The organism is Oceanibaculum pacificum, assembly GCF_001618175.1.
In the GTDB taxonomy this organism is placed as follows: Bacteria; Pseudomonadota; Alphaproteobacteria; order Oceanibaculales; family Oceanibaculaceae; genus Oceanibaculum; species Oceanibaculum pacificum.
The window spans coordinates 1-24,002 of record NZ_LPXN01000094.1 but is presented as its reverse complement, the minus strand read 5'-3'; the positions used below and the strand labels follow the sequence as shown (position 1 = coordinate 24,002).

Sequence of the window (24,002 nt, the reverse complement as noted above, 5' to 3'; positions counted from 1 at the left end):
TCCCGTTCGAGGTCTTTCATGTCCCGCATTGCCTATGTCAATGGCCGCTACGTTCCGCATGGCGACGCCGCCGTGCATGTCGAGGATCGCGGCTACCAGTTCGCCGACGGCGTCTATGAGGTCGTCACCGTGGTGAATGGCCGCCTGGTGGACGAAGACCCGCATCTGGACCGGCTGTGGCGCTCGCTGGGCGAGCTGCGCATCGACGTGCCGATGTCGCGCGCGGCGATGAAGGCGATCACCCGCGAGGTGATCCGCCGCAACCTGATCAAGACCGGCCTGGTCTATATGCAGGTGACGCGTGGCGTGGCCCGGCGCGACCATCCGTTCCCCAAGCCGGGCACGCCGCCCTCCGTGGTGATGACCGCCAAGCATGTGCGCTTGCCTTCGCGGCAGAAGGTGGAGGATGGGGTGAAGGTCATCTCGATCCGGGATATCCGCTGGGAACGCTGCGATATCAAGACGGTGGGCCTGCTTCCTAACATTCTGGGCAAGCAGCAGGCGCGCGAGGCAGGCGCCACCGAGGCCTGGCAGGTCGACGATGACGGCATGGTCACCGAGGGCACCTCGACCAATGCCTGGATCATCACCCAGGAAGGCGAACTGGTGACCCGGCCGGCGACCAACGATATTCTGAACGGCATCACCCGCCTGCGCATCCTGAAGCTGGCGGCGGAGGAGGGGGTAAAGTTCGTCGAACGCCCCTTCAGCCTGGAGGAGGCGCTGACCGCGCGCGAGGCCTTCATCTCCAGCGCCACCAGCTTCGTCACCCCGGTGACCCAGATCAACGACACGGTGGTCGGCAACGGCAAGGCCGGCTCGCTCTCGCTGAAGATGCGCGACTGGTACGAGGGCTTCATGGACGGCCTGCGGGAGAGCGCGTGACCCCGGAATTCCCGCTGACCGCCTGCCCTACGGACCGGCCACGCGCCGTCATCTTCGACTGGGACCACACGCTGGCCGATAATTGGGACGCCATCCGGGCGGCCTTGAACCACACGCTGGTGACATTCGGCCAGGAAGCCTGGACGGTCGAGGAGACGCGCTTGCGGGTGAAAGCCTCCTTGCGCGACAGCTTCCCAGTGCTGTTCGGGGACCGGTGGGAAGAGGCGAAGCAGATTTTCCTCGGCCATTTCGCACAGCATCATCTGGAGCTGCTGAACCCGCTGCCGGGATCGGCGGAGTTGCTGGTGCATCTGAAGGAGCGGGGGGTCTATCTCGCCATCGTCTCCAACAAGCGCGGGCCGACGCTGCGGCTGGAGGTCGAGCATCTCGGCTGGCGCGGCTATTTTGGCCATGTCATCGGGGCGGAGGACGCGCCGGCCGACAAGCCCTCGCCGATTCCCGTCAGCATGGCGCTGGAGGGCAGCGGCATCGCGCCGGGGCCGGATGTCTGGTTCGTCGGCGACACCAGCATCGACATGGAATGCGGTCACAATGCCGGCTGTCTGCCGGTGCTGATCCGCGATCCCTATCCCGACGATCCGGCGCTGCTCCAGCATCCGCCGCGCTGGCACGCGCCGCACTGCACCCGTCTGGTCGATTGGCTGACGGCTATCGCCTGACCGCCGCATTCCCTTTCGTTACATTCGCATTGAAATAATCGGTCCGAACCCCAATTTCGGTTATCGATTATTGCTTTCGCACATGCGAAAGTGGGTGTGCGGCAAGGGCCGGTTATCGGCTCCAACAACACAACAGACGGAAAGAAACAATGTCTGACAAAAATCAAAACGTTCAGGACGTCTTTCTGAATGCGATCCGCAAGCAGAAAACCCCTGTCACGATCTTTCTGATCAACGGCGTGAAGCTCCAGGGCATCGTCACCTGGTTCGACAATTTCTCGGTTCTGCTCCGCAGGGATGCGCATTCGCAGCTTGTCTACAAGCATGCGATTTCGACCATCATGCCGGCCCAGCCGATTCAATTGTTTGACGCCTCCAAGGAAGGGTCCGACTCAGAGTAATTGATGGGCAGATCAAGCCGTAACGCTGAAGATCGGCTTCAGCAGGACAAAAGCACCGTTCAGTCGTCGGATCGGAAAAACGGGGCGGGCCATTCCGGTCGCGCCTTGATTCTGCATCCCGACATTGTTGGCGGCCCGCAATCCCAGCAGGATTCCGGGGACGATGCCGTGCGCGCCCCCGAAGCGCGCCTGGCGGAGGCCGCGGGCCTGGCCCTGGCCATCGAGCTGGAGATCGTGCATCAGGAAGTGGTGCGCGTGACCAAGCCGACGCCGGCGACCCTGCTGGGCAGCGGCCAGGCCGAACGCTATGGCGAGCTGATCGACGCGATGGAGGTCGAGGTCGCGGTGGTGGATGCGGCCTTGTCGCCCGTCCAGCAGCGCAATCTGGAACGGGTCTGGCGCTGCAAGGTGATCGACCGTACCGGGCTGATCCTGGAAATCTTCGGCGCCCGCGCCCGCACTCATGAGGGCCGGCTACAGGTCGACCTGGCGGCGCTGACCTACCAGCGCAGCCGTCTGGTACGGTCCTGGACCCATCTGGAACGCCAGCGCGGCGGCGCGGGCTTCATGGGCGGCCCGGGCGAAAGCCAGATCGAGCTGGATCGCCGCATCATCGACGATAAGATCGTGAAGCTGAAGCGCCAACTGGAAGAAGTGAAGCGCACGCGCGAGCTGCATCGCAGCGCCCGGCGCAAGGTGCCGTATCCCATCGTGGCGCTGGTCGGCTACACCAATGCCGGCAAATCGACGCTGTTCAACCGGCTGACCCGCTCCGACGTGTTCGCCAAGGATTTGCTGTTCGCGACGCTGGACCCGACCATGCGGCGGCTCAAGCTGCCGTCCGGCCGGCAGATCATCCTGTCCGACACGGTGGGGTTCATCTCCGACCTGCCGACGCAGCTTGTCGCTGCCTTCCGCGCCACGCTGGAGGAGGTGCTGGAGGCCGACATCATCCTGCATGTCCGCGATGTCGCCCATCCCGACAGCGACGCCCAGCGCGCCGATGTGGAGGAGGTGCTGTCCGACCTTGGCGTCGGGCCGGAGCAGGGCAGCGAGCATATCGTCGAGGTGCTGAACAAGATCGATCTGCTGCCGGCGGAGGAGCGCACCCGCGTAGGCAATATCGCCGCCCGCGACGACAGCGTGATTGCCGTCTCGGCCCTGGATGGCAGCGGCTCGGCCGAACTGCTGGCCTTGCTGGACCGCCGCCTGAACGCATTGCGGCTGACGCTGCGGGTCGATGTCGATCTGGCCGATGGCGCCACGCTCGCCTGGCTGTACCAGCATGGCGAGGTGCTGGAGCGCGAGGATGACGAGCGCCAGGCGCACCTGCTGGTCGGGCTGGACCCGGCCGAGGCTTCCCGCTTCGAGCGCCGCCAGGCCGAAACCGCCTGATGATCCTGGATACCGACCGCGTTTCCGACCTGCTGCGGGAAACCGCCGAGCAGATCATCCTGCCGCGCTTCAAGCGGCTGGAGGAGGGCGACACGCAGGAGAAGGGCCCCGGCGACCTGGTCACCATCGCCGATCTGGAATCGGAGAAATATCTGACGCCCGCCCTGGCGCGGCTGATTCCCGGCTCTCATGTCGTCGGCGAGGAGGCGGCCGCCGCCAGCCCGCATATTCTGGAGCTGTTCCGGTCGGACGAGCCGGTCTGGGTGATCGATCCGGTCGACGGCACCGCCAATTTCGCCGAGGGTTCGGAGCTGTTCGCCGTGATCGTCGCGCTGGTCCAGCATGGCAAGGTCCGCGCCGGCTGGATTTACGATCCGGTGCGCGACCGCATGGCGGTGGCCGAGGCGGGCGAGGGGGCCTATCTCGACGACAGGCGCATGCATGTCGCCAAGCCGCAGAAGCTGGCCGAGATGATCGGCGTGCTGAGCCTGAAATTCGTGCCCAAGGACGAGCGGCCGGAAGTGCGCGCCCGGGCGCAGAATCTACGCCGTTTCTTCTCGCTGGGCTGCGCCGGCCAGGAATATCTGCAGCTGGCAGAAGGCCGCACGCATTTCTCCGTCTATCGCCGCATCATGCCCTGGGATCACGCCGCCGGCTGGCTGATCCACCGTGAGGCCGGCGGCACCGGCGCCTTCGCCGACGGCACGCCCTATGATGCGAATATCCATGCCGGCCCGCTGCTGATGGCCCCGGACCCGGATAGCTGGGACGCGCTGCGCGACCTGCTGTTTCCCGACCCGGCCAGCCGGGCGTTGGGGTAGGGGGTAGGGGGTAGGGCTGCCATGCCCGGGCCGAGCCAGGGCATGGCAGATAGCGCTCCTAGCGCCTTACTTCTTCCGCACCACGTTGAACGGGCTGAAGGCCTGGCAGGCGGCCATCAGCTCGATGCGGTTGATGTTCACATTGCCGGGGAAGGTGGCGGTGAAATAGATCACCTCGGCGACATTGTCCGGGGTGATCGGGTCGGTGCCTTCATAGACCTGCTTGGCCTTTTCGGCATCGCCCTTGAAGCGCACGGTCGAGAACTCGCTTTCGGCCAGGCCGGGCTCGACATCGGTGACGCGGATATTCTGGCCCACCAGATCGGCGCGCAGATTCAGCGAGAACTGCTTCACGAAGGCCTTGGTCGCGCCATAGACATTGCCGCCCGGATAGGGGTAGCTGCCGGCGACCGAGCCCAGATTGATGACATGGCCCTTGCCGCGTTCGACCATACCGGTCAGCAGCGCCTGGGTGCAGTACAGCAGCCCTTTGATATTGGTGTCGATCATCGTCTCCCAGTCGCTCATCGCGACCAGATGGGCCGGTTCCAGGCCAAGGGCGAGGCCGGCATTGTTCACCAGCACGTCGACATTCTTGAAAGTGTCGGGCAGGGCGGCGACGGCGGCGCGCACGGCCTTTTCGTCGCGCACATCCAGCGGGATGATGTGCACGTCGGTATCCAGTTCCTTCTTCAGCGCCTCCAGCCGCTCGGCGCGGCGGCCGGTCAGGATCAGCTTATGCTTGTCCTTGGCGAAGCGACGGGCCGTGGCGGCGCCGAAGCCGGCTGTGGCGCCGGTGATGAAAACGGTCAGTTGGGACATTCTGCTACTCCCTTTTCTTTCTATATTGCAGTCGATTAAGCGGATTTCTTAAGTTTTTCCTCGGCCTTGGCGCGCAGCCAGAGGGATTCCATCTCGTCGAGACCGGACTGGTCGGGGGTGCGGCCCTCGGCGGCCAGCAGCGCCTCGATGCGCTGGAACCGGCGTTCGAACTTGGCGTTGCAGTCGCGTAGGGCAAGTTCCGGGTCGACCTTCAAATGCCGCGCCAGATTGGTGACGGCGAACAGCAGATCGCCCATCTCCTCATGGATATTCGCGGCGGAGCGCTGTCGGGCCGCCAGCTCTTCCTTCACCTCGGCCAGCTCTTCCTCGATCTTGGCGATGACCTGCTCGGTCTCCGGCCAGTCGAAGCCGACGCGGGCCGCGCGCTTCTGCAGCTTTTCCGCCCGCATCAGCGCCGGCAGGGCGCGGCCGACATCGTCGAGCACGCTGGGCGCAGCGCCCTTGGCGCCGGCTTTCAGCGCCCGCTCCTCGGCCTTCAGCTCTTCCCAGCTCAGCTTGACCTGGGCGGAGGAGGCGGCCGGCGCGGTCGTGAAGACATGCGGATGGCGGCGCACCAGCTTGTCGGCGATGGCGGTGGCCACCGCGTCGAAATCGAAATGGCCTTGCTCATCCGCCATCTGCGCATGGAACACGACCTGAAGCAGCAGGTCGCCCAGTTCCTCGCGCAACTGGTCCATATCGCCCTGGCGGATCGCATCGTCGACTTCATAGGCTTCCTCGATGGTGTAGGGCGCGATGCTGGCGAAATCCTGCTCGCGGTCCCACGGGCATCCGTCAGGCGCGCGTAAACGCGCCATGATCTCGCGCAGCCTGTCGATCGGGGCGGTCATGGTAACCCTCGGGAGCTTCCGGATGGCCAATAGCCTAGGAAAAGCAAGGGGAGAGTAGCGGGATAAGCCGAGTGATGAAAGCCCGGAAACCGGCATTCGAATATCGCATAATATATATTATGGAAAATATTGCTATGCCTTGGCCAGTATGGCGATAAGCTCGCTGTCGATGCCCTCCGAGAAGCCCTTGCGGATGTCCAGGATGCGCAAACCGGCCGAGGCCGCCAGGCGCGCCAGATCGTCTTCATCCAGGATGGCATAGCGCATCGCCGCCGTCTCCTCGCGCAGGATGGCGCCCTGTGAATTGCGCAAGGCGAAATGGAAATGCATGGCGCGGACCGCGCCGTCCGCCTCCAGCGTCGCCTCGGATACGCGGTGCGTCAGCGCGCCCTCGAAGCCCGTCGCCTGGTCGCGGATCGAACGGCTGCCCTGGAACGCCGCCATCTCATGGTCCGGAATCGGCCGGCGTAATATCTCCGCGTCCGGCAGATGGATCAGCGCCCGCCCGTCCGGCTCCAGATGCGCGGCCAGGCAGCGCATATGGCCGGTCCGGCCTGCCGCGTCGAGCACATAGCTCAGCCCGTAATAGCCGACGACGATGCGCGTGAAGCGCCGGCCGAAGGCAAAGCTCTCCAGCCTTTGCAGCGATAGCGGCACCGTGGGATGGTTCTTGCGCGCCTGGCGCAGCAATTCCAGCGAGGCATCGAAGCCCGCCAGCAGACGGCCCGGCCCGGACAGTGACCCGAACAGCCGGCCAGTGCCGCAGGCGGCTTCCAGTACGCTGTCGGTCTCCGCCGTGAAGCCGCGGTAGAAATCCTCCTCGCCGGCCAGGTTCGCGGCATGCGTGAACAGCCGGTCGTAAAAGCCGACCCGCAAATTCACGCCCTGAAAGAAGCTTGCCCCATCCTGCATGGCGGCGAGCTTACGCCATCCGGGACTCGACTTGCCGGAAATTCGGTCGATCTGAAAGGACCACGGAATCGGTCGAGGACAAGAATGACCCTGCTGCGCCTGACCCGCGCGATCAAGCTGGCCGCCGTGCCGGCGCTGATCGCCTCGCTTCTCTCCGGCTGTTCCGGGTTGGATACGTTGAACGCCATGTTGCTGGCGCAGGATCATCCGGTGGCCGCCGGCATCGCCTATGGTCCGGACGCCCGGCAGAAGCTGGATGTGCACCGGCCAGCGGATGGGCCAGCGGATGGGCCAGCGGATGGCGCAGCGCATCCGGTCGTGGTGTTCTTCTATGGCGGCGGCTGGAAAGGCGGCGAGCGCGGGCAATACGCCTTCGTCGCCGAGGCGCTGGTGCGGCACGGCTATGTCGTGGTCGTGCCGGACTACCGGCTCTACCCGGCGGTGCAATTCCCCGCCTTTATCGAAGACGGCGCCAAGGCTGTGCGCTGGGTGCGCGAGAATATCCGCGCTTATGGCGGCGATCCGGAACGGCTGTTCATCGCCGGCCATTCCGCCGGCGCGCATCTGGGCGCGATGCTGGCAGTGAACGGCGATTATCTGCGTGCCGAGGGCGTGCAGCCCGATAGTGTGAAAGGCTTCGTCGGCCTGGCCGGCCCCTATGCCTTCGATCCCAGCGACTACAAATCGACCCGCGACATCTTCGCCAGCGCCAAGCACATTCGGGATACCCAGCCGGTCAATTTCGTTACCCCCGCCGCGCCGCCGATGGCGCTGCTGCACGGTGCCGGCGACGGCACGGTCTATCCGTTGAATTCACAGGAACTGGCTAAGGCGCTGCGGAAGAATTCGGTGCCGGTTCGGCATATCGAATATCCGGAAACCGGCCATATCGAGATTCTGCTGGCCTTCTACCCGGCGCTGGCCGGGATCCCGCTGATCGAGGATGTGGTCGGAGCGCTTCAGGATTTCGAAGGCGGCTCGCTCAGCGCGCGGCGGTAAATGTCCTTGTCGGTCATGTGCATCAGATAGCCGGCCCCGCTATTGTCGAGGAAGCCGGCGCGGCGATACAGATCGACCGTACGCGGGCCGCACATCAGCATCCAGCGGCGCAGCCCCTGCAGTTCCGGATGCGCCTTCATGCAGTCGATCAGCCAGGTGCCGAGCCCCTGCCCCCTCGCCTCTTCCACCAGGAAGACATCGCCGATATAGGCGAAGGCGGCGCGGTCGCTGACCACCCGGCCATAGCCGATCTGCCGGCTGTCCTTTTCATACAGCCCGAAATTGATCGAGCCGGCGATCATCCGGCGCAGCGTCTCCAGCGGCAGGCCGAAGCACTGATCGCTGACCGAGAAATAACCATGCAGCAGGTCGAGGTCGAGCCGAGCCGGATCGGTGTCGATCACCCGGTCATACCGCTCGAAACGTACGGATTCGGCCATTTTTTCCTCAGATGTCCACGATCAGGCCGTCATAGCCCGGTTCGACTCCGGGCGGGCAAGCATCGAGTAGGGCCTGATAATCCGCCTGATGGTTCATGTGATGCAGGATGGCGCGGCCCGGTTTCACCCGCGCTACCCACCCCATCGTGCGGTCGAAGTGGGAGTGCGTGGGGTGCGGCTCGAAGCGCAGGCAGTCGACCACCCAGACATCCACCCCGGCGACAAGCTCCAGCGCGGCGTCGGACAGCGTCACCACGTCGGTGGAATAGGCGGCGCTGGTTCCGTCCGGCATATCGAACCGAAAACCCAAGCTATTTGAAAAGCCATGATCCTGATCGAACGGCGTCACCCGAACAGCGCCGACGGTGAAGGGACCGTCTATCACATGCGGAGTCAGGCAGGGTTTGTAGAAGTAGTCCTTCTCGATCGGCCGGAACACATAGGCGAAACGGGCGTTGATCGCCGCCAGAGTCGGGGCGTCGGCATAGCAATCGACCCAGCGGTTCACCAGCAGGTTGATGCCCCTCACCTCATCGATGCCGTGCAGATGGTCGGCATGGGCGTGGGTGTAGAGTATGGCCGTGATATCCCGCACTTCCGCATCGACCAGCTGGTCGTGCAGGTCCGGGGGGGTGTCGACCAGCAAGGTAGTGTCGGCATGCTGCAGCAGGATGGAGGCGCGCCGCCGGCGGTTCTTCGGGTTGGTCGGGTCGCAATCGCCCCACCCGCCGCCGATCACCGGCACGCCGGTCGAGGAACCGCAGCCGAGGACGGTAAGCCTCATGGTAGCGCCCTTACGCCGCTTGCGCGGAAGGCATCTCTACCTTCTTGAAAAGGCGCGCGAAATTCTCTGTCGTGGCCTTCTCGACCTCGGCCATGCTGATACCCTTCAACTCGGCCACCATCTTGGCCGTATGGGCGACGAAGGCCGGCTCGTTACGCTTGCCCCGGTGCGGAATCGGGGCCAGATAGGGCGAATCGGTCTCCACCAGCAGCCGGTCGAGCGGTAGTGCCCGCACGGTTTCCTGCAGCTCCACCGCCTTCTTGAAGGTAACGATCCCGCTCAGCGATATATACAAACCGAGTTCTATCGATTTTTCAGCCAGTTCGCGAGATGAGCTGAAGCAATGGATCAGACCGGGGAATACCCCTTCCGCATGCTCTTCCCGCAGGATGGCCACCGTATCCGCGTCGGCGTCGCGGGTATGAACGACCAGCGGCAGGCCGGTCTGCCGCGCCGCCTTGATATGGGCGCGGAAGCTGCGCTGCTGGGCCAGCCGGCCGCTATGCTCGTAGAAATAATCCAGCCCGCTCTCGCCGATCCCGACCACCTTGGGATGCTGCGCGGCGGCGACTAGTCGGGCTGCGTCGGTCTCCGGCTGGCTGTCGGCCTCGTGCGGATGAATGCCGACGGTGCAGTAGATATCGTCATAGCGCTCGGCGATGCCCCGCACCCGCTCGAACTCGGTGATCTTGGTGCAGATCGTCACCATGCGGGCGACGCCGGCCTTGCGGGCGCGCTCGACGACTTCGTCCAGCTCCTCGGCGAAATCCGGGAAGTCGAGATGGCAGTGGCTGTCGACCAGCATCAGGCCTCTCCCTTGCCCGTGCCCCTGGCCTCGCCCTCCTCCACCCAGCGCGGGAAGGCCGGGGTCGGGGCCGGCAGGGCGGTGCCCGGCTTCAGGCGGCCGGCTTCGCCCAATTGAGCGAAGTCGCGCGCCTCGGGCGCAATCGCCAGGCTGTCGAGGATCCGGGCGGCGGCGCTCGGCGTCGCCGGCTGGGCGAGGATAGCGGCCTGGCGCACCACTTCGGCCGTCACATAGAGCACGGTCTCCATGCGCTTCGGATCGGTCTTCTTCAGCGCCCAGGGGGCCTCGCCGGCGAAGTAGCGGTTGGCCTCGCCGATGACGCCCCAGACCTGCGCCAGCATGGTGTGGATATCCAGCCGCTCCATCGAGGTGCGCACCGCGCCCAGCAGCGCGTCGGTCTGGTCCAGCATCAGCTTGTCGGCATCCGAAAGATCACCCGGCTGCGGCACTACCCCGTCGCAATTCTTCGCGATCATCGATAGCGAGCGCTGCGCCAGATTGCCGAAATCATTCGCCAGATCGGCATTGCTGCGATTGACCAGCGCCTCGTGGCTGTAGCTGCCATCCTGGCCGAACGGCACCTCGCGGCAGAAGAAATAGCGGATCTGGTCGACGCCGTAGGTGTCGGCCATGGCGATCGGGTCGATCACATTGCCGACCGACTTCGACATCTTCTCGCCGCGGTTGGTCAGGAAGCCGTGGCCGAACACCCGCTTGGGCAGCGGCAGATCGGCCGACATCAGGAAAGCCGGCCAATACACGGTATGAAAGCGCACGATATCCTTGCCGATCACATGCACATCGGCCGGCCAGAATTTCTTGAAGCTCTCGGCCTCGCGCTCGGGATAGCCCAGCGCGGTGATGTAGTTGGTCAGCGCATCGACCCAGACATACATGACATGCCGGGGATCGCCCGGCACCGGCACGCCCCAATCGAAGGTCGTGCGTGAGATCGACAGATCCTTCAGCCCCGCCTTCACGAAGCTGACCACCTCGTTGCGCCGTGTGTCGGGCTGGATGAAGGTCGGGTTCGCCTCGTAATAGGCCAGCAGCTTGTCCTGATAGGCGGAGAGCTTGAAGAAATAGCTCTCCTCCTCCACCCACTCGACCGGCGTGCCGGTCGGCGCCAGCTTCGAGCCGTCGGGCTGGGTGGTGAGCTCGTCCTCACCGAAATAGGCCTCGTCGCGCACCGAGTACCAGCCGCCATACTTGCCGAGATAGATGTCGCCGGCATGCTTCATGCGCTCCCACAGCTCGGTCACGGAGGCGTAGTGCCGAGGTTCGGTGGTGCGGATGAAATCGTCGTTCGAGATGTTGAGGTGCCGCACCATCTGCTGGAATTTCGGCGCCATCTCGTCAGCCAGTTCGCGCGGTGTCTTGCCCAGCCGCTCGGCAGTCTGCTGCATCTTCTGACCATGCTCGTCGGTGCCGGTCAGGAACATCACGTCATAGCCGTCCAGCCGCTTGAAGCGCGCAATCACGTCGCTGGCGATGGCCTCATAGGCATGGCCGATATGCGGCGCGCCATTCGGGTAGGAAATGGCCGTGGTGATGTAAAAGGTCTTCCGGTCGGACCCCGACATGGTCTCTTCTTCTCCAGCGCTGGTGCTTCAGGACGCCTGCAACGCCAGGAAGGCGTTGATCACCACCTGCTTGCGTTCCAGGTTGATCGCGTCCGTACGGGCCGTCAGGTGCCGCACTTTCTCCCATAGCTCCATCCAGCGATCAAGGCTATGCAGCGCCAGCAGACGGCGCGCCGTCTCCTCCTCCTCGGCCAGGATCGCCGGCGGAAGCTGGTTCAGGCTGCCGGCGCGCACCAGCCGGGCGATCCAATCGGCCAGCAGGGTCATGCTGGTCTCAAACGCCGTCTCGTTGCCGGCGCGCTCGAATTTGCCGGCGAAGCCGTGCAGCTTGCGCGCCTCCAGCCGCGGCAGATCGCCCAGCAGGGCCACCAGCTCGCGATACAGCGACAGCCCGCCGGCCTGGTACAGCGCCAGCGCCTTGCCGATGCTGCCCTCGCCCAGCCGGGACAGCAGCAGCCGGTTCTCGCCGCCCTCCTCCGGCAGATAGCGCGTCAGCAAATCGCCCATCACCGCATCGTCGAGCGCCCGCATCCGCAGCAGCCGGCAGCGCGAGCGGATCGTGGGCAGCAGCCGGCCCGGGCTGTGGCTGACCAGCAGCAGCAGGGCATTCTTCGGCGGCTCCTCAAGAGTTTTCAGTATCGCATTGGCGGCATTGCGATTCATCTCGTCTACCGAATCGACAATCACTATCCGCCAGCCGCCATCGCCGGCGGTCAGATGAAGAAATTCTCCGACCGAGCGGGCATCCTCGACGACAATTTCGCTGCGTTCCTTCTTGGTGCGCTCGTTATAGCCGCGCTCGACCGTCAGCAGGTCGGGATGGCTGGCGGCGGCCACCCGGCGGAATACGCTGCTCTGCGGATCGACATCCATGCCTGCCGGCTCCGAAGCCTCGCCGAACAGCGAGGGACCGCTCTCGGACGTCAGGCCGCCGGCCAGCATGAAACGGGCGGCGCGATAGGCGAACGTCGCCTTGCCGATGCCCTCCGGCCCGGCGATCAGCCAGGCATGCGGCAACCGGCCGCTGCGCGCGGCCGCCAGGAAAACCGATTCCGCCTGGTCATGGCCCAGCAGCAGCGTGTTATCCCGTGGGGCGGGCCAGGCGCGGGCTTCGTCGTCGCTGACGCTCATGGCTCCAACCTTTCGGCCCCCAACCTTTCGGCCCCCAGCCTTTCGACGACGATACGGCGAATGCCATCCGCAATGCTGTCCGGGTCGGCGGTGGCATCCAGCACCGCGCAGCGTTGCGGTTCGCGCCGGGCAATCTCCAAAAAGCCCTGCCGCAGCCTTTCATGGAAGTCGATGCCCATGCGCTCGAAACGGTCCTCCTTGCCGCCCCTGCCGGCGGCGCGGGCCAGGCCGACGGCGACCGGTACGTCCAGGATCAATGTCAGGTCCGGCTTTAAGCCATCGATTGCAAGTTGCTGCAATCGCTCGATAGTTTCGCGCCCCAGACCATGTGCATAGCCCTGATAGGCCAGCGTGGAATCGGAGAACCGGTCGCACACCACCCAATCGCCCTGCGCCAGGGCCGGCCGGATGCGCTGCTCGACATGCATGCGGCGCGCGGCGGTCATCAGCAGCGCCTCGGCCATGGCGTCCCAGCGCTCGATATCGCCGCTGACGATAAGATCGCGTATCGCCTCCGCCCCCGGTGCGCCGCCGGGCTCCCGGGTGGCGACAACGCTTTTCCCGGTCTGTTCCAGCCACGCCTTGAGCCGGACGATCTGGGTCGATTTGCCGGCCCCCTCGCCGCCTTCTAGCGTGATGAAGCGGCCGCTCACTCAGTTCTGTCCGAACACCAGGGAGCGGGCGGTGGCCATCATCCGGCCGAACACACCCAGCTTCTCCACATCCGCGCCGGCGACCAGGGGAAATTCAGAGGAAACGCCGCCGGGGGCCGTGACCCGCAGCATGGCGATGGGGTCGCCCTTTTTCACCGGCGTCGCGATCGGGCCGTCATAGGTGACGCTGACCACCATATCCTTGCGCGCGGTGCGGGCCAGCGTTGCCTTGATCTCCTTGGTCGCCACCAGCGGCACGCGCGGCTGCTCGCCATGCCAGACCTCGGCCTGCTCCACGGTCTCACCGGCGGAGAACAGCTTGTAATTATCGAACTCGCGGAACGCCCAATCCATCAGGCGGGCCGTCTCCTGCGCGCGGGAATTCATGCTGGGCAGGCCGTTCACCACCAGGATCAGGCGGCGGTCGCCCCGCTTGACCGAGGCGGTCAAGCCATAGCCCGACGCTTCCGTATGGCCGGTCTTCAACCCGTCCGCGCCGGGCATGCTGTAGAGCAGCGGGTTGCGATTGCCCTGCTTGATGCCGTTATAGGTGAATTCCTTCTCGGCGTAATAATGGTAGTGCTGCGGGAAATCCAGGATCAGCCGGCGCGCCAGAAGCGCCAATTCGCGGGCGGTCATCAGATGTTCGGGGTCGGGCCAGCCGGTGGCGTTGCGGAACACGCTGCGCTCCAGGCCGATCTCGCGCGCCAGCTCGGTGATCCGGTCGGCGAATGCCTCCTCGGAGCCGGCCAGCCCCTCCGCCAGCACGATGCAGGCATCGTTGCCCGACTGGATGATGACGCCGCGCAGCAGATCCTCGACCTTCACCCGGGAATTCAGCTCGACGAACATCTTCGAGCCGCCCTTGCGCCAGGCTTCCTCGCTGACCGGCAGCTCATCGGTCAATTGCAGCTTGCCTTCCTCCAGGCGCTTGAAGACGGCATAGGCGGTCATCAGCTTGCTCATGGAGGCCGGCGGCATCAATTCGTCGGCGTTCTTCTCCAGCAACACCGTGCCGGTGTCGAAATCCATGATGATGGCCTGCTTGCCGGCGGTCTCGATGTTCTGCGCCGCGACCGGCAGGGCCACCAGCGCGAGACCGAGCGCCAGGCCGGCGGCCCGCACGGCCGCCTTGACCCTGACGGGACGGAAAGCCCGGACGATTCCGGTCCGGCGCGACGGAAGAAAGCTGCTCACCTTGACGTTCCCTTTTGGACCTGCGTTCCGCTGCCGGTGACTATCCGGCGATGTTGCTGTCAGCCTAGGCCCCGATTGGGCCGAAAATATGGATCGGCGGCGCTGTCGATCCCAATCAGTCCACCACGACCTTCGCGCCGGGATAGCCCGATCCGATCACCCGTTCCAGCAGATAATCGGCATCGTTGACCGAGGCGACCGGCCCGAGCCGCACGCGATAGAAAACCTGACCATCCACCCGCGTCTCGCTGACCTGGGAAACACCGAGCTGGCCGAGCTGGCCGCTCAGCCGCAATGCATTGTCCCGATTGGTGAAAGCGCCGGCCTGGATAAACAGCCGGCCGGGATTCGGCGCTTGCTGGGTAACCTGTCCGTCAACGGCGCGGCTGGCGTCCAGCGGCTGGCGAACCGGCGGCGGTGCTGGCGGCTGCGGCGCGGCGGCGATAATGGGCGGGCGGGACGACGGCGTCGCCGCAGATGTCGTCGGCAGGCGCTCCACCGCCACCGCGCCGCGCGGCGACGGGGTGATGGTCGGGCCCTCGACATCGGCGGCGGCCATCACCGTGCCCCGGCGCGCGCCTTCCGCGAGCTGCCTACTTTCGCCGGCGAGGATTTCGACGCGGACCTGGGCGGTGCCTTTCTGCTCGATGCCGAGAAGTTGCGCGCTGCGGCGCGACAGATCGATGATGCGGCCATGCGCGAAAGGCCCGCGATCGTTGATCCGCACGGTCAGCGCCCGGCCATTCTCCAGATTGGTGACGCGCACCAGGCTCGGCAGCGGCAGGGTGCGGTGGGCCGCCGTCAGGTCGTTCTCGTCGTAGGTCTCGCCATTGGCGGTCAATTTGCCGTTGAAACCAGGGCCGTACCAGGAGGCGATGCCGGTCTCGATGTAATTATAATCCGGTGCGGGATAGTACCAGACCCCGCCGATCTGATAGGGATCGCCAACCTTGTAATAGCCCTGGGTCTTGGTCTCGGGCCCCTGAATCGCTTTGGCGGTATGGGCAGCAAGCTGGGTTTCGGCGCAGCCGCCCAGGGCTAAACCGGCGAGGGCGACCAGCGTTATGGCGCGGTAGTGCCGCCGTGGTGCGGTTCGTCGAGGCATTATCTTGTATGAGACCCTATCCCCCGTGCTGTATCTGGTAGCTTACTCGGCGCTGTCGATATTGCCAAGGGCGTCCGACAGCCGGCCCGCCGCCAGCGCGAAATAGGTCGAGCGATTCCACTTCAAGATCGCCTCGAAATTATCATAGACCATGAAGGCCGGCCCTTCGGCGCCACCCGGCTGCACGATCATCGCCGGCAGGTCGCGCGTCGGCAGGTCGCCGCCATTGGCGCGCCGCACGCCCATCGCCTGCCATTCGCTGATCGGCTTCACCGTTTTCTGCGCCGCCAGCGTGGCATCGAAGCCGTTCGGCAGCCGCACCGGGCGGCCCCAGGTCTGATCGCTCTTCCAGCCGACGCGCGAGAGGTAATTGGCGATGGAGGCGAAGATATCCGGCTGGGTGGTCCAGATGTCGCGCCGCCCGTCGCCGCTGTAATCCACCGCATAGGCGCGGAAGCTGGAGGGCATGAACTGGTTCTGCCCCATCGCGCCGGCCCAGGAGCCGATCATCGCCTTGGGCGCGATATGGCCTTCATCCAGGATCGTCAGCGCATCCATCAATTCCTTGCGGAAGAAGGCACTTCTCCGGCCGTCATAGGCCAGCGTGGCGAGCGCCTCCACGACCGGGAAATTGCCGGTGACCCGGCCGAAATCGGTCTCGATGCCCCACAGCGCCACGATCACCCGCGCCGGCACCCCGTAGCGCTCGGAGATCGGCTCCAGCAGCGCCTTGTGCTCGGCCATCATCGCGCGGCCCCGGTCGATCCGGCTCTGCGGCACGACGCGGTCGATATATTGCTGGAAAGTGAGGGTGAATTCCGGCTGCTTGCGATCCAGCTCGATCACCCGGGGGATCGGCTTGATGCCTGTCAGCGCCGCATCCAGCGTGCTTTGCTTGATGCCCTTCTGAACGGCTTCGGCGCGCAATTCTTGCAGCCAGGCAGCGAAAGGCTGGTCGTTCGCCTGGGCACTACCCGCCATCATGCCCCCCAGCATGGCGGCCGCCACGAGCCCCGCCATCAACATCCGCCGGACGCGTAACGCTGCAGGCTGGATCGGCCGGTGGAGGCGGATGGTGAGTCGGGCGGCGGGGCAATGCGGCATGTCGTTCTCTTTGATAGGGGCAATGAACCTTTTGGATGGACAAGGCTTGCGGCTTTTTTAGGGCCGGGCCGCCGATTCCCCAGGCCTCGGCAGAATGGCATAAGCGGCCAGGCCCAGCCACTCCTTCATCGCCAGGCCGAGCAGCGATAACCCTTCGGTAAAGCCCGGAAACCAATGGCTATCCGTGGGGTCGGTCAGGTAGTCCACCGGGTAGGGCCGGATGCTCCCGTTCAGGGCGGCGAAGCTGTTCATGGCGCGCGGCATGTGCCAGGCGGAGGTGACCAGCAGCCAGGGCCGGTCCGGCGTTCCCGCGTCAAGCCCGAACGCTGCGGCGCTGCCCGCATTTTCCCGCGTTGTGCGGGACTTGTCGTCGGCGACCAGCCGATCCGGCGCCGTGCCCAGCGCGACCAGCAGCGCGGCCACCGCCGGCGCCTCGCGATAGACCTGCTCGCGCATCCGGCCGGAGCCGCCCAGCAGCAGGATCGGCGTCGCCGGGTAGTGCCGCGCCAGCAGCGCCGTCGCGACGATCCTGTCGCCCGCCCCTGTCAGCGCGGGTGGGCCGCGCCGGGCGGTCAGGGCCGGGTCCAGGCCACCGCCCAGCAGCATGATGCCGGCAATCGCGCCCGGCAGCGGCGATGGCGGGACATGGCGCGCCTCCAGCGGTCGCAGCAGCCACTCGCCGAGCGGCAGTATGGTCACCGCCAGCCCGACTAAAAGCACCGCGCCGAGAAACCACCGCCCCAGTCGAACCCGGCCTAGGAACAGGCATGCCAGGCCGCCGGCCAGCCCGATCAGCAGCAGGCTGCCCGGCTCCAGCACGCCCCAGGCCAGCTTGCCGACAATGAAGATGGCGTCGTCCATGCCGTCTTGTGTACGGGATCGCCCGCCGGCACGCAATCGGCCCGCCCCCGCTCTCCTGCCCCGATCTCTTGGAACTCCCCGACCGCTATGCTAGAAGCCGCCCACACGGATGGGTGGCCGAGCGGTTTAAGGCACCGGTCTTGAAAACCGGCGTGGGTGCGAGCCCACCGTGGGTTCGAATCCCACCCCATCCGCCAGTTGCGCAGACTGAGGCTTGATGATTTCAATGGATGCAATCGTCACGTGGCTCGAGACTCATGACAAATTGGCCGGTTGGGCGCAGTTTCTTGGCGCAATGCTAGCTCTGCTCGTCACTTACTTTACAGCATTTGCTCCAGTTTGGCGTCGAAAGAGGCAGTTAAAAAACGCGGCAACGCGCCTTCTTTTGCATGGCTATGAGGTTATTGAAAGCTATCACCGTACGTCAGAAAAATTTTTGCCTTTTCCTCTATCCCTTCGTCAAGCTGGCTTAAGCATAATGGTTATCGTCGAAGAAATGAATCGCTTCCCGATTTATGACCTAGATGATCAAAGCAATCGATCGGTAGCCCGACAGCTGGTAGCTATGAGCGCAACATTAAACGCTTTGCGCCTTTTTCTAGATACCATTGCAGACAACATGGAAGGCCGGGAGGCAAACGAAGAAGACCAGAAAATGATAAGAGAATTTACAGGGAATCAATTGAATTTGATTAGGAACTTTCTTTCGGGAAAGGAGATTAAACGCCCAGAGTGGCCGATCCGTAACCCTTCTGAAGAAGCATAATATTGTAACAGTATGCTATAACAGTCTCTTTCACACGCGTTATCCCCGGCCATGGATTTGCCGCGATGCGGCGCTAGGTTGAGGGCAATGAGGAAAATCGCCGTTGCCCTGCTTGCTATCGTCCTGCCGCTGGCCGTGTCGCCCGCGGGGGCGCAATCTTTGGGATCGTTGCTGGACGGGGCCGCGCGGCTGGAGCCGCTGGAGGCGGTGATCGTGGCGCGGGACGGCGATATCCTGGCCGAGCGGGGCTATGGGCGGCACCGGGTAAGCGATCCCACCAACATCAAATCGGCGTCGAAATCGGTGATCTCGGCGCTGGTCGGCATCGCCATCGCCAAGGGCGTGCTGGCGGGGCCGGAGCAGAAGATCGCGCCGCTGCTGCGCGACCAGCTGCCGGCGTCGCCCGACCCCCGGCTGGGCGACGTGACGATCGGCCATCTGTTGTCGATGCAGGCCGGGCTGGAGCGCACCTCCGGGCCGAATTACGGGCGCTGGGTGTCGAGCGGCAATTGGGTGCGCACGGCGCTGGCGCAGCCTTTTATCGACGAGCCGGGCGGGCGGATGCTGTATTCCACCGGCTCCACCCATCTGCTGTCGGCGATCCTGACGCGGTCGACCGGCCGGTCGACCCTGGCGCTGGCGCGCGACTGGCTGGGCGCGCAGCCCGGCTTCGCCATCGCCGGCTGGGAGCGCGATCCGCAGGGCATCTATCTGGGCGGTAACCAGATGGCGATGAGCCCGCGCTCGCTGCTGGCCTTCGGCGAGCTGTTCCGCAATGGCGGCCGCACCGAGGCCGGAGAACAAATCGTGCCGGAAGACTGGATCCGGCAATCCTGGAGCCTGCGCACCCATTCCGCCTTCACCGGCGACGGCTATGGCTATGGCTGGTTCCTGCGCCGCATGGCCGGCGAGGAGGTGCGCTACGCCTGGGGCTATGGCGGGCAGATGCTCTATATCGTCCCGGCGCTGGAACTGACCGTGGCGATGACCTCGGACGAAACCTCCCCCTCCGCGCGCACCGGCTATCGCGACCGGCTGCATGGGCTGATGAGCGCGATCATCGAGGCGGTCAGGGTCGGGGCGGCGACGGCCGGCTGATCCTTGCCCTGCCCGATACACGCTCCGGCCGATACCTTCCCATGCCGTCAACTCCCGCTTGACCTGTCATCGATAGTTAATAAGAATGACTATCAATTGCACATCAGTAAAGGCGAGGACCACGATGAGCGCGGAGAGCGGACGGACGCTGCACAGCGAGGCGACGGCCCTGCAACGGGCGCGGGAATCGATGGAGGGGCTCGACGTGGCCGGCGACCGGCTGGCGCTGCCCTTCGCCGAGCAGTTCGCCTTATGGGCGATGCGGCTGTGGGTGGAAGGTCAGCGTGGGGCGCGGCGCGGCCAGCCGGTGGAGCATATGCTGGAGGGGGCGTTCCACCGGCTGCGCCAGCCGCAGGCCCGGCGGCGGCTGGAATTGTTCATGCTGTCGCTGGCGCATGGCGCCATCCGGCCGATCCGGCTGTGGCCGGCCTGCAGCCGGCCGATCAGCGACGATGAGCGCCGGCTGCTCGACCTGCTGGCCCTGGCTCAGCAGGGGGAGCGTTTCTCCCCCGCCCTGCTCTGCCGCGGCTTCCTGCGGCCGCGCGCCGGCGCCGTCAGCGCCGCGCTGGCGCATGATCTGGCGGCCTGCCTGGCGGAAGCCGGGATGCGGCTGGCCATGCCCGGCGCGCCCGTCAGCGATAATCCGCGCGAGGGCGGCAGCGATGTCTAGCGAGTGCGACGATCATATTCGCGCCGCCGAAACCTCTGGCGATTGCTTCGCCGGCCTGGATGCCGGCCGCAAGCTGGCGCTTTGGGGCATGCGGGTGTGGGTTGCCGGGCTGCGTCAGGAGTGGCCCCCGGCGCGCACCCGCGAGGCGCTATTGGAAGGTTTCGCGCTGACCTATGCGACCGAGGCGCTGGGACCGCTGGAAGCGATGATGAGCGTGCTGGCCGGCGGCGCCGCCCGGCAGATCGCGATGAATTGCCCGCGCTGCCCCTCGGTTACCGAGGATGAGCATCTGCTGCTCGACCTGCTGGCGCTGTGCCAGGCGCGCGGCGTTGCAGACCGGCTGGATCCGTTCGCGAAGCAGGCCGCCAGTCTTCTGACGCCGAGCGGTGTGCGGCTGTTCGAGGCGCCGGCGCTGCTTTTCTCCACCTCCCTGGCGGCGGCGGGGATGGTTCTGCCCGCCCGCAGGGCCGGACAATCGGAAGCCGGCGCCACGATACTGCGCTTCGTGCATCCCGCCCCTGCCCATCTGCAGTGACGGGCGATGCGGCTCAGCTCGCCATCACGCGGAAAGCGGTAACCCAGCCATAGGTCATGATGGTCATCAGCAGCGTGAAGCTGCCGATCAGGGCGATGCTGCTGAGCGTGCGATCCAGCATGGTGAGGCTTTGCTCGGACATGTCTCTCTCCATTCAAGGACGGTGAATTAGGAGAGGACGATGCCCGAGCAGCACTGCCTGCGTCAAGAACAAAAAGTGAACATCGTTATTTTTCCGCCGACGCGGCGGTTATTTCGGCTGCCAGAACGGGGCGGCGCGCAGAATCTTGTTCTCCTGACGGACGGTGTAGCCGGCCTCGGCGCTCTTCGCCAGATAGGCCTGCCAGTCGGGATCGGCCTGCATGCGGCCACGCTTCGCCTCGCGGTCGGCCAGCGATTCGTACTGCCACAGATGCACCACCTGGTTCAGCGCGCCGATATCGCCGGAAACGTAGTAGCCGACCGGCTGGCCCAGATGCTTCAGCTGCACCGGGTAGCCGTGGGTGCCGTACAGCTCCAGGAATTTGGGCAGGCAGCCGGCTTTGATCTCGTAGGTGCGGTGGTCGATGATCATGGAACGCGATCCTTATGATTTGGGAGGGGTGGAAAGCTGCTCGGCCTGCTGGCGCAGGACGAATTTCTGGATCTTGCCGGTCGAGGTCTTGGGCAGCGGGCCGAACAGGATGGTTTTCGGCACCTTGAAGCGGGCCAGCTTCTGCCGGCACCAATCGATCACCTCGGCCTCGCCGACGAGTGGCGCGCCGGGCTTCAGCGTCACGAAGGCGCACGGCGTCTCGCCCCATTTCTCGTCCGGGCGGGCGACCACGGCGGCCTCCATGATCGAGGGGTGGCGGTACAGCGCCTCCTCCACCTCCAGCGAGGAGATGTTCTCGCCGCCGGAAATGATGATGTCCTTGGCGCGGTCCTTCACCTCCATATAGCCGTCCGGGTGCAGCACCGCGAGGTCGCCGCTATGGTACCAGCCGCCGGCGAAGGCCTCGGCCGTCGCCTTGGGGTTCTTGAGATACCCCATCATCACGGTGTTGCCGCGAAACAGCACCTCGCCGATGGTGCGGCCGTCGGCCGGAACGTCCGCCATCGTGTCGGGATCGACCACCCGCATGCCCTGCAGCGTCGGGTAATGCACGCCCTGGCGCGCCATCCTGGCGGAGCGATGTTCCAGTTCCAGCGCCGCCCAATCCTCCTGCCAGTCGCAGACGGTGGACGGGCCATAGGTCTCGGTCAGGCCATAGAGGTGAGTGACGCGGAAGCCCATCGCCTCCATCCGCTCGATCACGCTCGATGGCGGCGCGGCGCCGCCGGTCGCCACCTCGACGCTGTGCTCGAAGCGCAGTTTCTGCTCCTCGGGCGCATGGATCATCATGTTCAGCACGATCGGCGCGCCGCACAGATGGGTGACCCTGTGGTCGCGGATCGCCGGGAAGATCAACGCCGGATCGACCCGGCGCAGGCAGACATGCGCCCCGGCGGCGGCGGTCACCGCCCAGGTATAGGTCCAGCCATTGCAATGGAACATCGGCAGGGTCCAGAGATAGCGCGTCTGCCCGGTCAGGCCGAAGGACAGGATCTGGCCGATGGCGTTGAGATAGGCCCCGCGATGCGAATAAACCACGCCCTTCGGGTTGCCGGTGGTGCCGGAGGTGTAGTTCAGCGCGATGGCCTGCCATTCATCGTCCGGCAGCTCGTAGGCGAAGGCCGGGTCGCCTTCGGCCAGAAACGCCTCGTAGTCGGTGCCGCCCAAGGAACGCCCTGCTCCGCCAGCCTCGGGATCGTCGATCTCCACCAGCACGATCGCGCGGCCCAGCCGGGCAATCGCCGCTTCCGCCACATCGGCGAATTCGCGGTCGGCGATCAGCACCTTGGCCCCGCCATGCTCCAGGATGAAGGCGACGGTCTCGGCATCGAGCCGGATATTGATCGCGTTCAGCACCGCCCCCAGCATCGGGATGCCGTAATGCGCCTCCAGCAGCGCCGGGATGTTCGGAGCGAGCACCGCCACCGTGTCGCCCTTGCCCACGCCGCGCCGGGACAGCGCGCTGGCCAGCCGGCGGCAGCGTTCGTCGAATTCGCGGTAGGCATAGTGCCGGCCGCCATGGATCACGGCGGTCTTGCCGGGATGCACGAGCGCCGACCGTCGCAGGAAGGAAAGCGGCGACAACGGAACGTGATTGGCCGGATTCTTGTTCAGATCGCGCTCATAGGCGCCGCCCCCTTGCGTCGCGGACACACTGCCTCCCTCGATTGTTATCGGCTCCCCCGATTGCCAGGGGTTGCCGTTTTGCCGGCCACATGCTCGAATCCCCAATGGCGCACGTCAAGCGCCCGTCAGGAAAGGAGCCATTGCATGCGCCTCGATATCTTCTCCGACGTGATCTGCCCCTGGTGCTTCGTCGGCAAAAGACGGCTCGAAAAGGCCCTCGCGCTGCGACCGATGCCCAGCCTGGATATTCGCTGGCGCGCCTTCCAGCTGAACCCCGGCATGCCGAAGGAAGGCATGGACCGGCAGGCCTATCTGGAGGCCAAGTTCGGCGGTGAAATGCGCTCGCGCCAGATTTACGACACGATCCGCCGGGTCGGTGGCAGCGAGAATATCGCCTTCGCCTTTGAGAAGGTGAAGCGCACGCCGAACACAGTGGATGCGCACCGGCTGATTCGCCTTGCCTACGACAAGGGCGCGCAGGATGCGATGGTCGAGGCGCTGTTCCAGGCCTATTTCCTGAATGGCCGCGACATTGGCGACCTCGACGTGCTGATCGACATTGCCGAGGAACAGGACATCGATCGCGACGAGGCGGCGAATTTTCTGGAAAGCACCGAAGGCGCCGTCGATGTCGAGGCGGAATGCGTCACCGCCGGCCGGATCGGCGTGAATGGCGTGCCCTGCTTCGTGCTGAATGGCCGCTACGGCCTGTCCGGCGCGCAGGAGCCGGAGGCGCTGTTCCCGCTGTTCGACCTGGCCTTGCAAGAGGAAGGCGCGTCCGCCTGATCCCGCCCATGCTGCCTTTCCAGCTACGCTACCCGGTGGCCGCCAGGGACGAGCTGGATAAGGCGGAGGCGTGGCTGGCGGCCAAGATATCTGGACGCTGGAACATGCGCTTCGGCGGCTTCATGGCGGCGCGCGACCGGGCCACGCACCGCCGCATCCAGGCGATCAGCCTGATCGCCAGCTTCGAAAGCGACGCGGATCGGCGGGTTTTCGCCCGGGACTTCCTCTATACCGAGCTGCCGGTGGATGCCGCCCCCACCACAACCCTCGATCCGGCGGTGGAACAGCCGGCCGCTGCCGTCGCACCGCCGCCATCCGAGCCGCCGACCATCGACGCCCCGGTGATCGAAGCCACCCGCCCCGCCCGGCCGGACGACAAGCCGCCGACGGTGCCCGCTGGTGGAAAGCTGTTCGATTTCAAGGCTTAGCACGATGTGGTGAGGCTGCCGCCTTGTCCTTCGAGACGCCCCTAACGGGGCTCCTCAGGACGAGGTCAT

The 24,002-nt window shown here is 65.3% G+C and carries 28 protein-coding genes and 1 tRNA gene; 13 read left to right on the top strand and 16 right to left on the bottom strand.

The window, feature by feature from the left end:
- The first annotated feature begins 18 nt into the window (after window positions 1-18).
- From AUP43_RS06765 to AUP43_RS06745, 5 genes are all read left to right on the top strand, one after another.
- Window positions 19-885 carry a D-amino-acid transaminase gene (locus AUP43_RS06765; RefSeq protein ID WP_067554166.1) on the top strand — a complete coding sequence of 289 codons (867 nt, stop codon included), beginning with the start codon at window positions 19-21 and terminating at the stop codon, window positions 883-885.
- Window positions 882-1,565, top strand: a complete 684-nt coding sequence (locus AUP43_RS06760) for an HAD family hydrolase (RefSeq protein WP_232314901.1) — start codon at window positions 882-884, stop codon at window positions 1,563-1,565. Before AUP43_RS06765 ends, AUP43_RS06760 begins: the two co-directional genes overlap by 4 nt.
- 149 nt (window positions 1,566-1,714) lie before the next feature.
- Entirely contained in the window at window positions 1,715-1,966 is a 252-nt protein-coding gene (gene hfq / locus AUP43_RS06755; RefSeq protein WP_067554163.1) for an RNA chaperone Hfq, read from the top strand.
- Window positions 1,967-2,134: 168 nt separating this feature from the next.
- The gene (gene hflX, locus AUP43_RS06750) at window positions 2,135-3,361 is read left to right on the top strand and encodes a GTPase HflX (RefSeq protein ID WP_407668464.1); all 1,227 of its coding nucleotides are present in this window, start codon (window positions 2,135-2,137) and stop codon (window positions 3,359-3,361) included.
- The gene (locus AUP43_RS06745; protein WP_067554160.1) at window positions 3,361-4,182 is read left to right on the top strand and encodes an inositol monophosphatase family protein; all 822 of its coding nucleotides are present in this window, start codon (window positions 3,361-3,363) and stop codon (window positions 4,180-4,182) included. The genes hflX and AUP43_RS06745 overlap by 1 nt, the downstream gene beginning before the upstream one ends.
- Before the next feature lie 66 nt (window positions 4,183-4,248).
- Here AUP43_RS06745 and AUP43_RS06740 read toward each other — a convergent pair whose 3' ends face one another.
- The 3 genes from AUP43_RS06740 to AUP43_RS06730 form a co-directional block, all read right to left on the bottom strand.
- Window positions 4,249-5,004: an SDR family NAD(P)-dependent oxidoreductase gene (locus AUP43_RS06740; protein ID WP_067554158.1), complete on the bottom strand. Its 756-nt coding sequence runs from the start codon at window positions 5,002-5,004 to the stop codon at window positions 4,249-4,251.
- A 35-nt stretch (window positions 5,005-5,039) separates the two neighbouring features.
- Window positions 5,040-5,855 carry a nucleoside triphosphate pyrophosphohydrolase gene (gene mazG / locus AUP43_RS06735; protein WP_067554155.1) on the bottom strand — a complete coding sequence of 272 codons (816 nt, stop codon included), beginning with the start codon at window positions 5,853-5,855 and terminating at the stop codon, window positions 5,040-5,042.
- Window positions 5,856-5,987: 132 nt separating this feature from the next.
- Window positions 5,988-6,767 (bottom strand): class I SAM-dependent methyltransferase, encoded by a 780-nt coding sequence (locus tag AUP43_RS06730; RefSeq protein WP_067554151.1) that lies wholly within the window; start codon window positions 6,765-6,767, stop codon window positions 5,988-5,990.
- An 84-nt stretch (window positions 6,768-6,851) separates the two neighbouring features.
- Between AUP43_RS06730 and AUP43_RS06725 the strand changes: the two genes are divergently transcribed.
- On the top strand, window positions 6,852-7,766 hold the full coding sequence (locus AUP43_RS06725) for an alpha/beta hydrolase (RefSeq protein ID WP_067554148.1): 915 nt from the start codon (window positions 6,852-6,854) through the stop codon (window positions 7,764-7,766).
- Here AUP43_RS06725 and AUP43_RS06720 read toward each other — a convergent pair.
- The 10 genes from AUP43_RS06720 to AUP43_RS06675 form a co-directional block, all read right to left on the bottom strand.
- Window positions 7,727-8,206: a GNAT family N-acetyltransferase gene (locus AUP43_RS06720; RefSeq protein WP_067554145.1), complete on the bottom strand. Its 480-nt coding sequence runs from the start codon at window positions 8,204-8,206 to the stop codon at window positions 7,727-7,729. The genes AUP43_RS06725 and AUP43_RS06720 overlap by 40 nt on opposite strands.
- A 7-nt stretch (window positions 8,207-8,213) precedes the next feature.
- Window positions 8,214-8,990 carry an MBL fold metallo-hydrolase gene (locus AUP43_RS06715; RefSeq protein ID WP_067554142.1) on the bottom strand — a complete coding sequence of 259 codons (777 nt, stop codon included), beginning with the start codon at window positions 8,988-8,990 and terminating at the stop codon, window positions 8,214-8,216.
- A 10-nt stretch (window positions 8,991-9,000) separates the two neighbouring features.
- The gene (locus AUP43_RS06710) at window positions 9,001-9,795 is read right to left on the bottom strand and encodes a TatD family hydrolase (RefSeq protein WP_067554139.1); all 795 of its coding nucleotides are present in this window, start codon (window positions 9,793-9,795) and stop codon (window positions 9,001-9,003) included.
- Window positions 9,795-11,378, bottom strand: coding sequence for a methionine--tRNA ligase (metG, locus tag AUP43_RS06705; protein WP_067554136.1), 1,584 nt, complete (start codon window positions 11,376-11,378; stop codon window positions 9,795-9,797). The genes AUP43_RS06710 and metG overlap by 1 nt, the downstream gene beginning before the upstream one ends.
- Window positions 11,379-11,405: 27 nt before the next feature.
- Window positions 11,406-12,509 (bottom strand): DNA polymerase III subunit delta', encoded by a 1,104-nt coding sequence (locus AUP43_RS06700; RefSeq protein ID WP_067554133.1) that lies wholly within the window; start codon window positions 12,507-12,509, stop codon window positions 11,406-11,408.
- Entirely contained in the window at window positions 12,506-13,162 is a 657-nt protein-coding gene (tmk, locus tag AUP43_RS06695; protein ID WP_067554130.1) for a dTMP kinase, read from the bottom strand. The genes AUP43_RS06700 and tmk overlap by 4 nt, the downstream gene beginning before the upstream one ends.
- Window positions 13,163-14,359: a D-alanyl-D-alanine carboxypeptidase family protein gene (locus AUP43_RS06690; RefSeq protein ID WP_232314899.1), complete on the bottom strand. Its 1,197-nt coding sequence runs from the start codon at window positions 14,357-14,359 to the stop codon at window positions 13,163-13,165.
- Window positions 14,360-14,474: 115 nt separating this feature from the next.
- Window positions 14,475-15,464, bottom strand: a complete 990-nt coding sequence (locus AUP43_RS06685; RefSeq protein ID WP_067554127.1) for a septal ring lytic transglycosylase RlpA family protein — start codon at window positions 15,462-15,464, stop codon at window positions 14,475-14,477.
- A gap of 42 nt (window positions 15,465-15,506) precedes the next feature.
- A complete protein-coding gene (locus AUP43_RS06680; RefSeq protein ID WP_322096389.1) occupies window positions 15,507-16,484 on the bottom strand; it encodes a lytic murein transglycosylase in 978 nt (325 codons plus the stop codon).
- 141 nt (window positions 16,485-16,625) lie between these two features.
- On the bottom strand, window positions 16,626-17,429 hold the full coding sequence (locus AUP43_RS06675) for a YdcF family protein (RefSeq protein WP_067554121.1): 804 nt from the start codon (window positions 17,427-17,429) through the stop codon (window positions 16,626-16,628).
- Window positions 17,430-17,536: 107 nt separating this feature from the next.
- On the opposite strand from AUP43_RS06675, the gene AUP43_RS06670 reads away from it, so the two are divergent.
- From AUP43_RS06670 to AUP43_RS06655, 5 genes are all read left to right on the top strand, one after another.
- Window positions 17,537-17,626 (top strand) — tRNA-Ser (locus AUP43_RS06670).
- A gap of 29 nt (window positions 17,627-17,655) precedes the next feature.
- Window positions 17,656-18,195 carry a hypothetical protein gene (locus AUP43_RS18605; protein WP_084462617.1) on the top strand — a complete coding sequence of 180 codons (540 nt, stop codon included), beginning with the start codon at window positions 17,656-17,658 and terminating at the stop codon, window positions 18,193-18,195.
- Between the two features lie 87 nt (window positions 18,196-18,282).
- Window positions 18,283-19,293, top strand: coding sequence for a serine hydrolase domain-containing protein (locus AUP43_RS06665; protein WP_067554118.1), 1,011 nt, complete (start codon window positions 18,283-18,285; stop codon window positions 19,291-19,293).
- Between the two features lie 124 nt (window positions 19,294-19,417).
- Complete coding sequence (locus AUP43_RS06660) at window positions 19,418-19,963, top strand: hypothetical protein (RefSeq protein ID WP_067554115.1); 546 nt, start codon at window positions 19,418-19,420, stop codon at window positions 19,961-19,963.
- Window positions 19,956-20,498 carry a hypothetical protein gene (locus AUP43_RS06655; protein ID WP_067554112.1) on the top strand — a complete coding sequence of 181 codons (543 nt, stop codon included), beginning with the start codon at window positions 19,956-19,958 and terminating at the stop codon, window positions 20,496-20,498. Before AUP43_RS06660 ends, AUP43_RS06655 begins: the two co-directional genes overlap by 8 nt.
- A gap of 13 nt (window positions 20,499-20,511) precedes the next feature.
- Here the strand turns inward: AUP43_RS06655 and AUP43_RS19555 are convergent, their stop codons facing one another.
- The 3 genes from AUP43_RS19555 to AUP43_RS06645 all read right to left on the bottom strand — a co-directional run bounded on the left by AUP43_RS19555 (window position 20,512) and on the right by AUP43_RS06645 (window position 22,746).
- Window positions 20,512-20,640: a hypothetical protein gene (locus AUP43_RS19555; protein WP_269746870.1), complete on the bottom strand. Its 129-nt coding sequence runs from the start codon at window positions 20,638-20,640 to the stop codon at window positions 20,512-20,514.
- A 108-nt stretch (window positions 20,641-20,748) separates the two neighbouring features.
- Window positions 20,749-21,072, bottom strand: a complete 324-nt coding sequence (locus AUP43_RS06650) for an NIPSNAP family protein (RefSeq protein ID WP_067554109.1) — start codon at window positions 21,070-21,072, stop codon at window positions 20,749-20,751.
- A 12-nt stretch (window positions 21,073-21,084) separates the two neighbouring features.
- Window positions 21,085-22,746, bottom strand: coding sequence for an acyl-CoA synthetase (locus tag AUP43_RS06645; RefSeq protein WP_067554106.1), 1,662 nt, complete (start codon window positions 22,744-22,746; stop codon window positions 21,085-21,087).
- Between the two features lie 117 nt (window positions 22,747-22,863).
- Here AUP43_RS06645 and AUP43_RS06640 point away from each other — a divergent pair, with 117 nt between their 5' ends.
- Both AUP43_RS06640 and AUP43_RS06635 read left to right on the top strand, forming a co-directional pair.
- On the top strand, window positions 22,864-23,505 hold the full coding sequence (locus AUP43_RS06640; RefSeq protein WP_067554104.1) for a DsbA family oxidoreductase: 642 nt from the start codon (window positions 22,864-22,866) through the stop codon (window positions 23,503-23,505).
- A gap of 8 nt (window positions 23,506-23,513) precedes the next feature.
- Window positions 23,514-23,933 carry a hypothetical protein gene (locus tag AUP43_RS06635; RefSeq protein WP_067554101.1) on the top strand — a complete coding sequence of 140 codons (420 nt, stop codon included), beginning with the start codon at window positions 23,514-23,516 and terminating at the stop codon, window positions 23,931-23,933.
- Window positions 23,934-24,002: the final 69 nt, after the last annotated feature.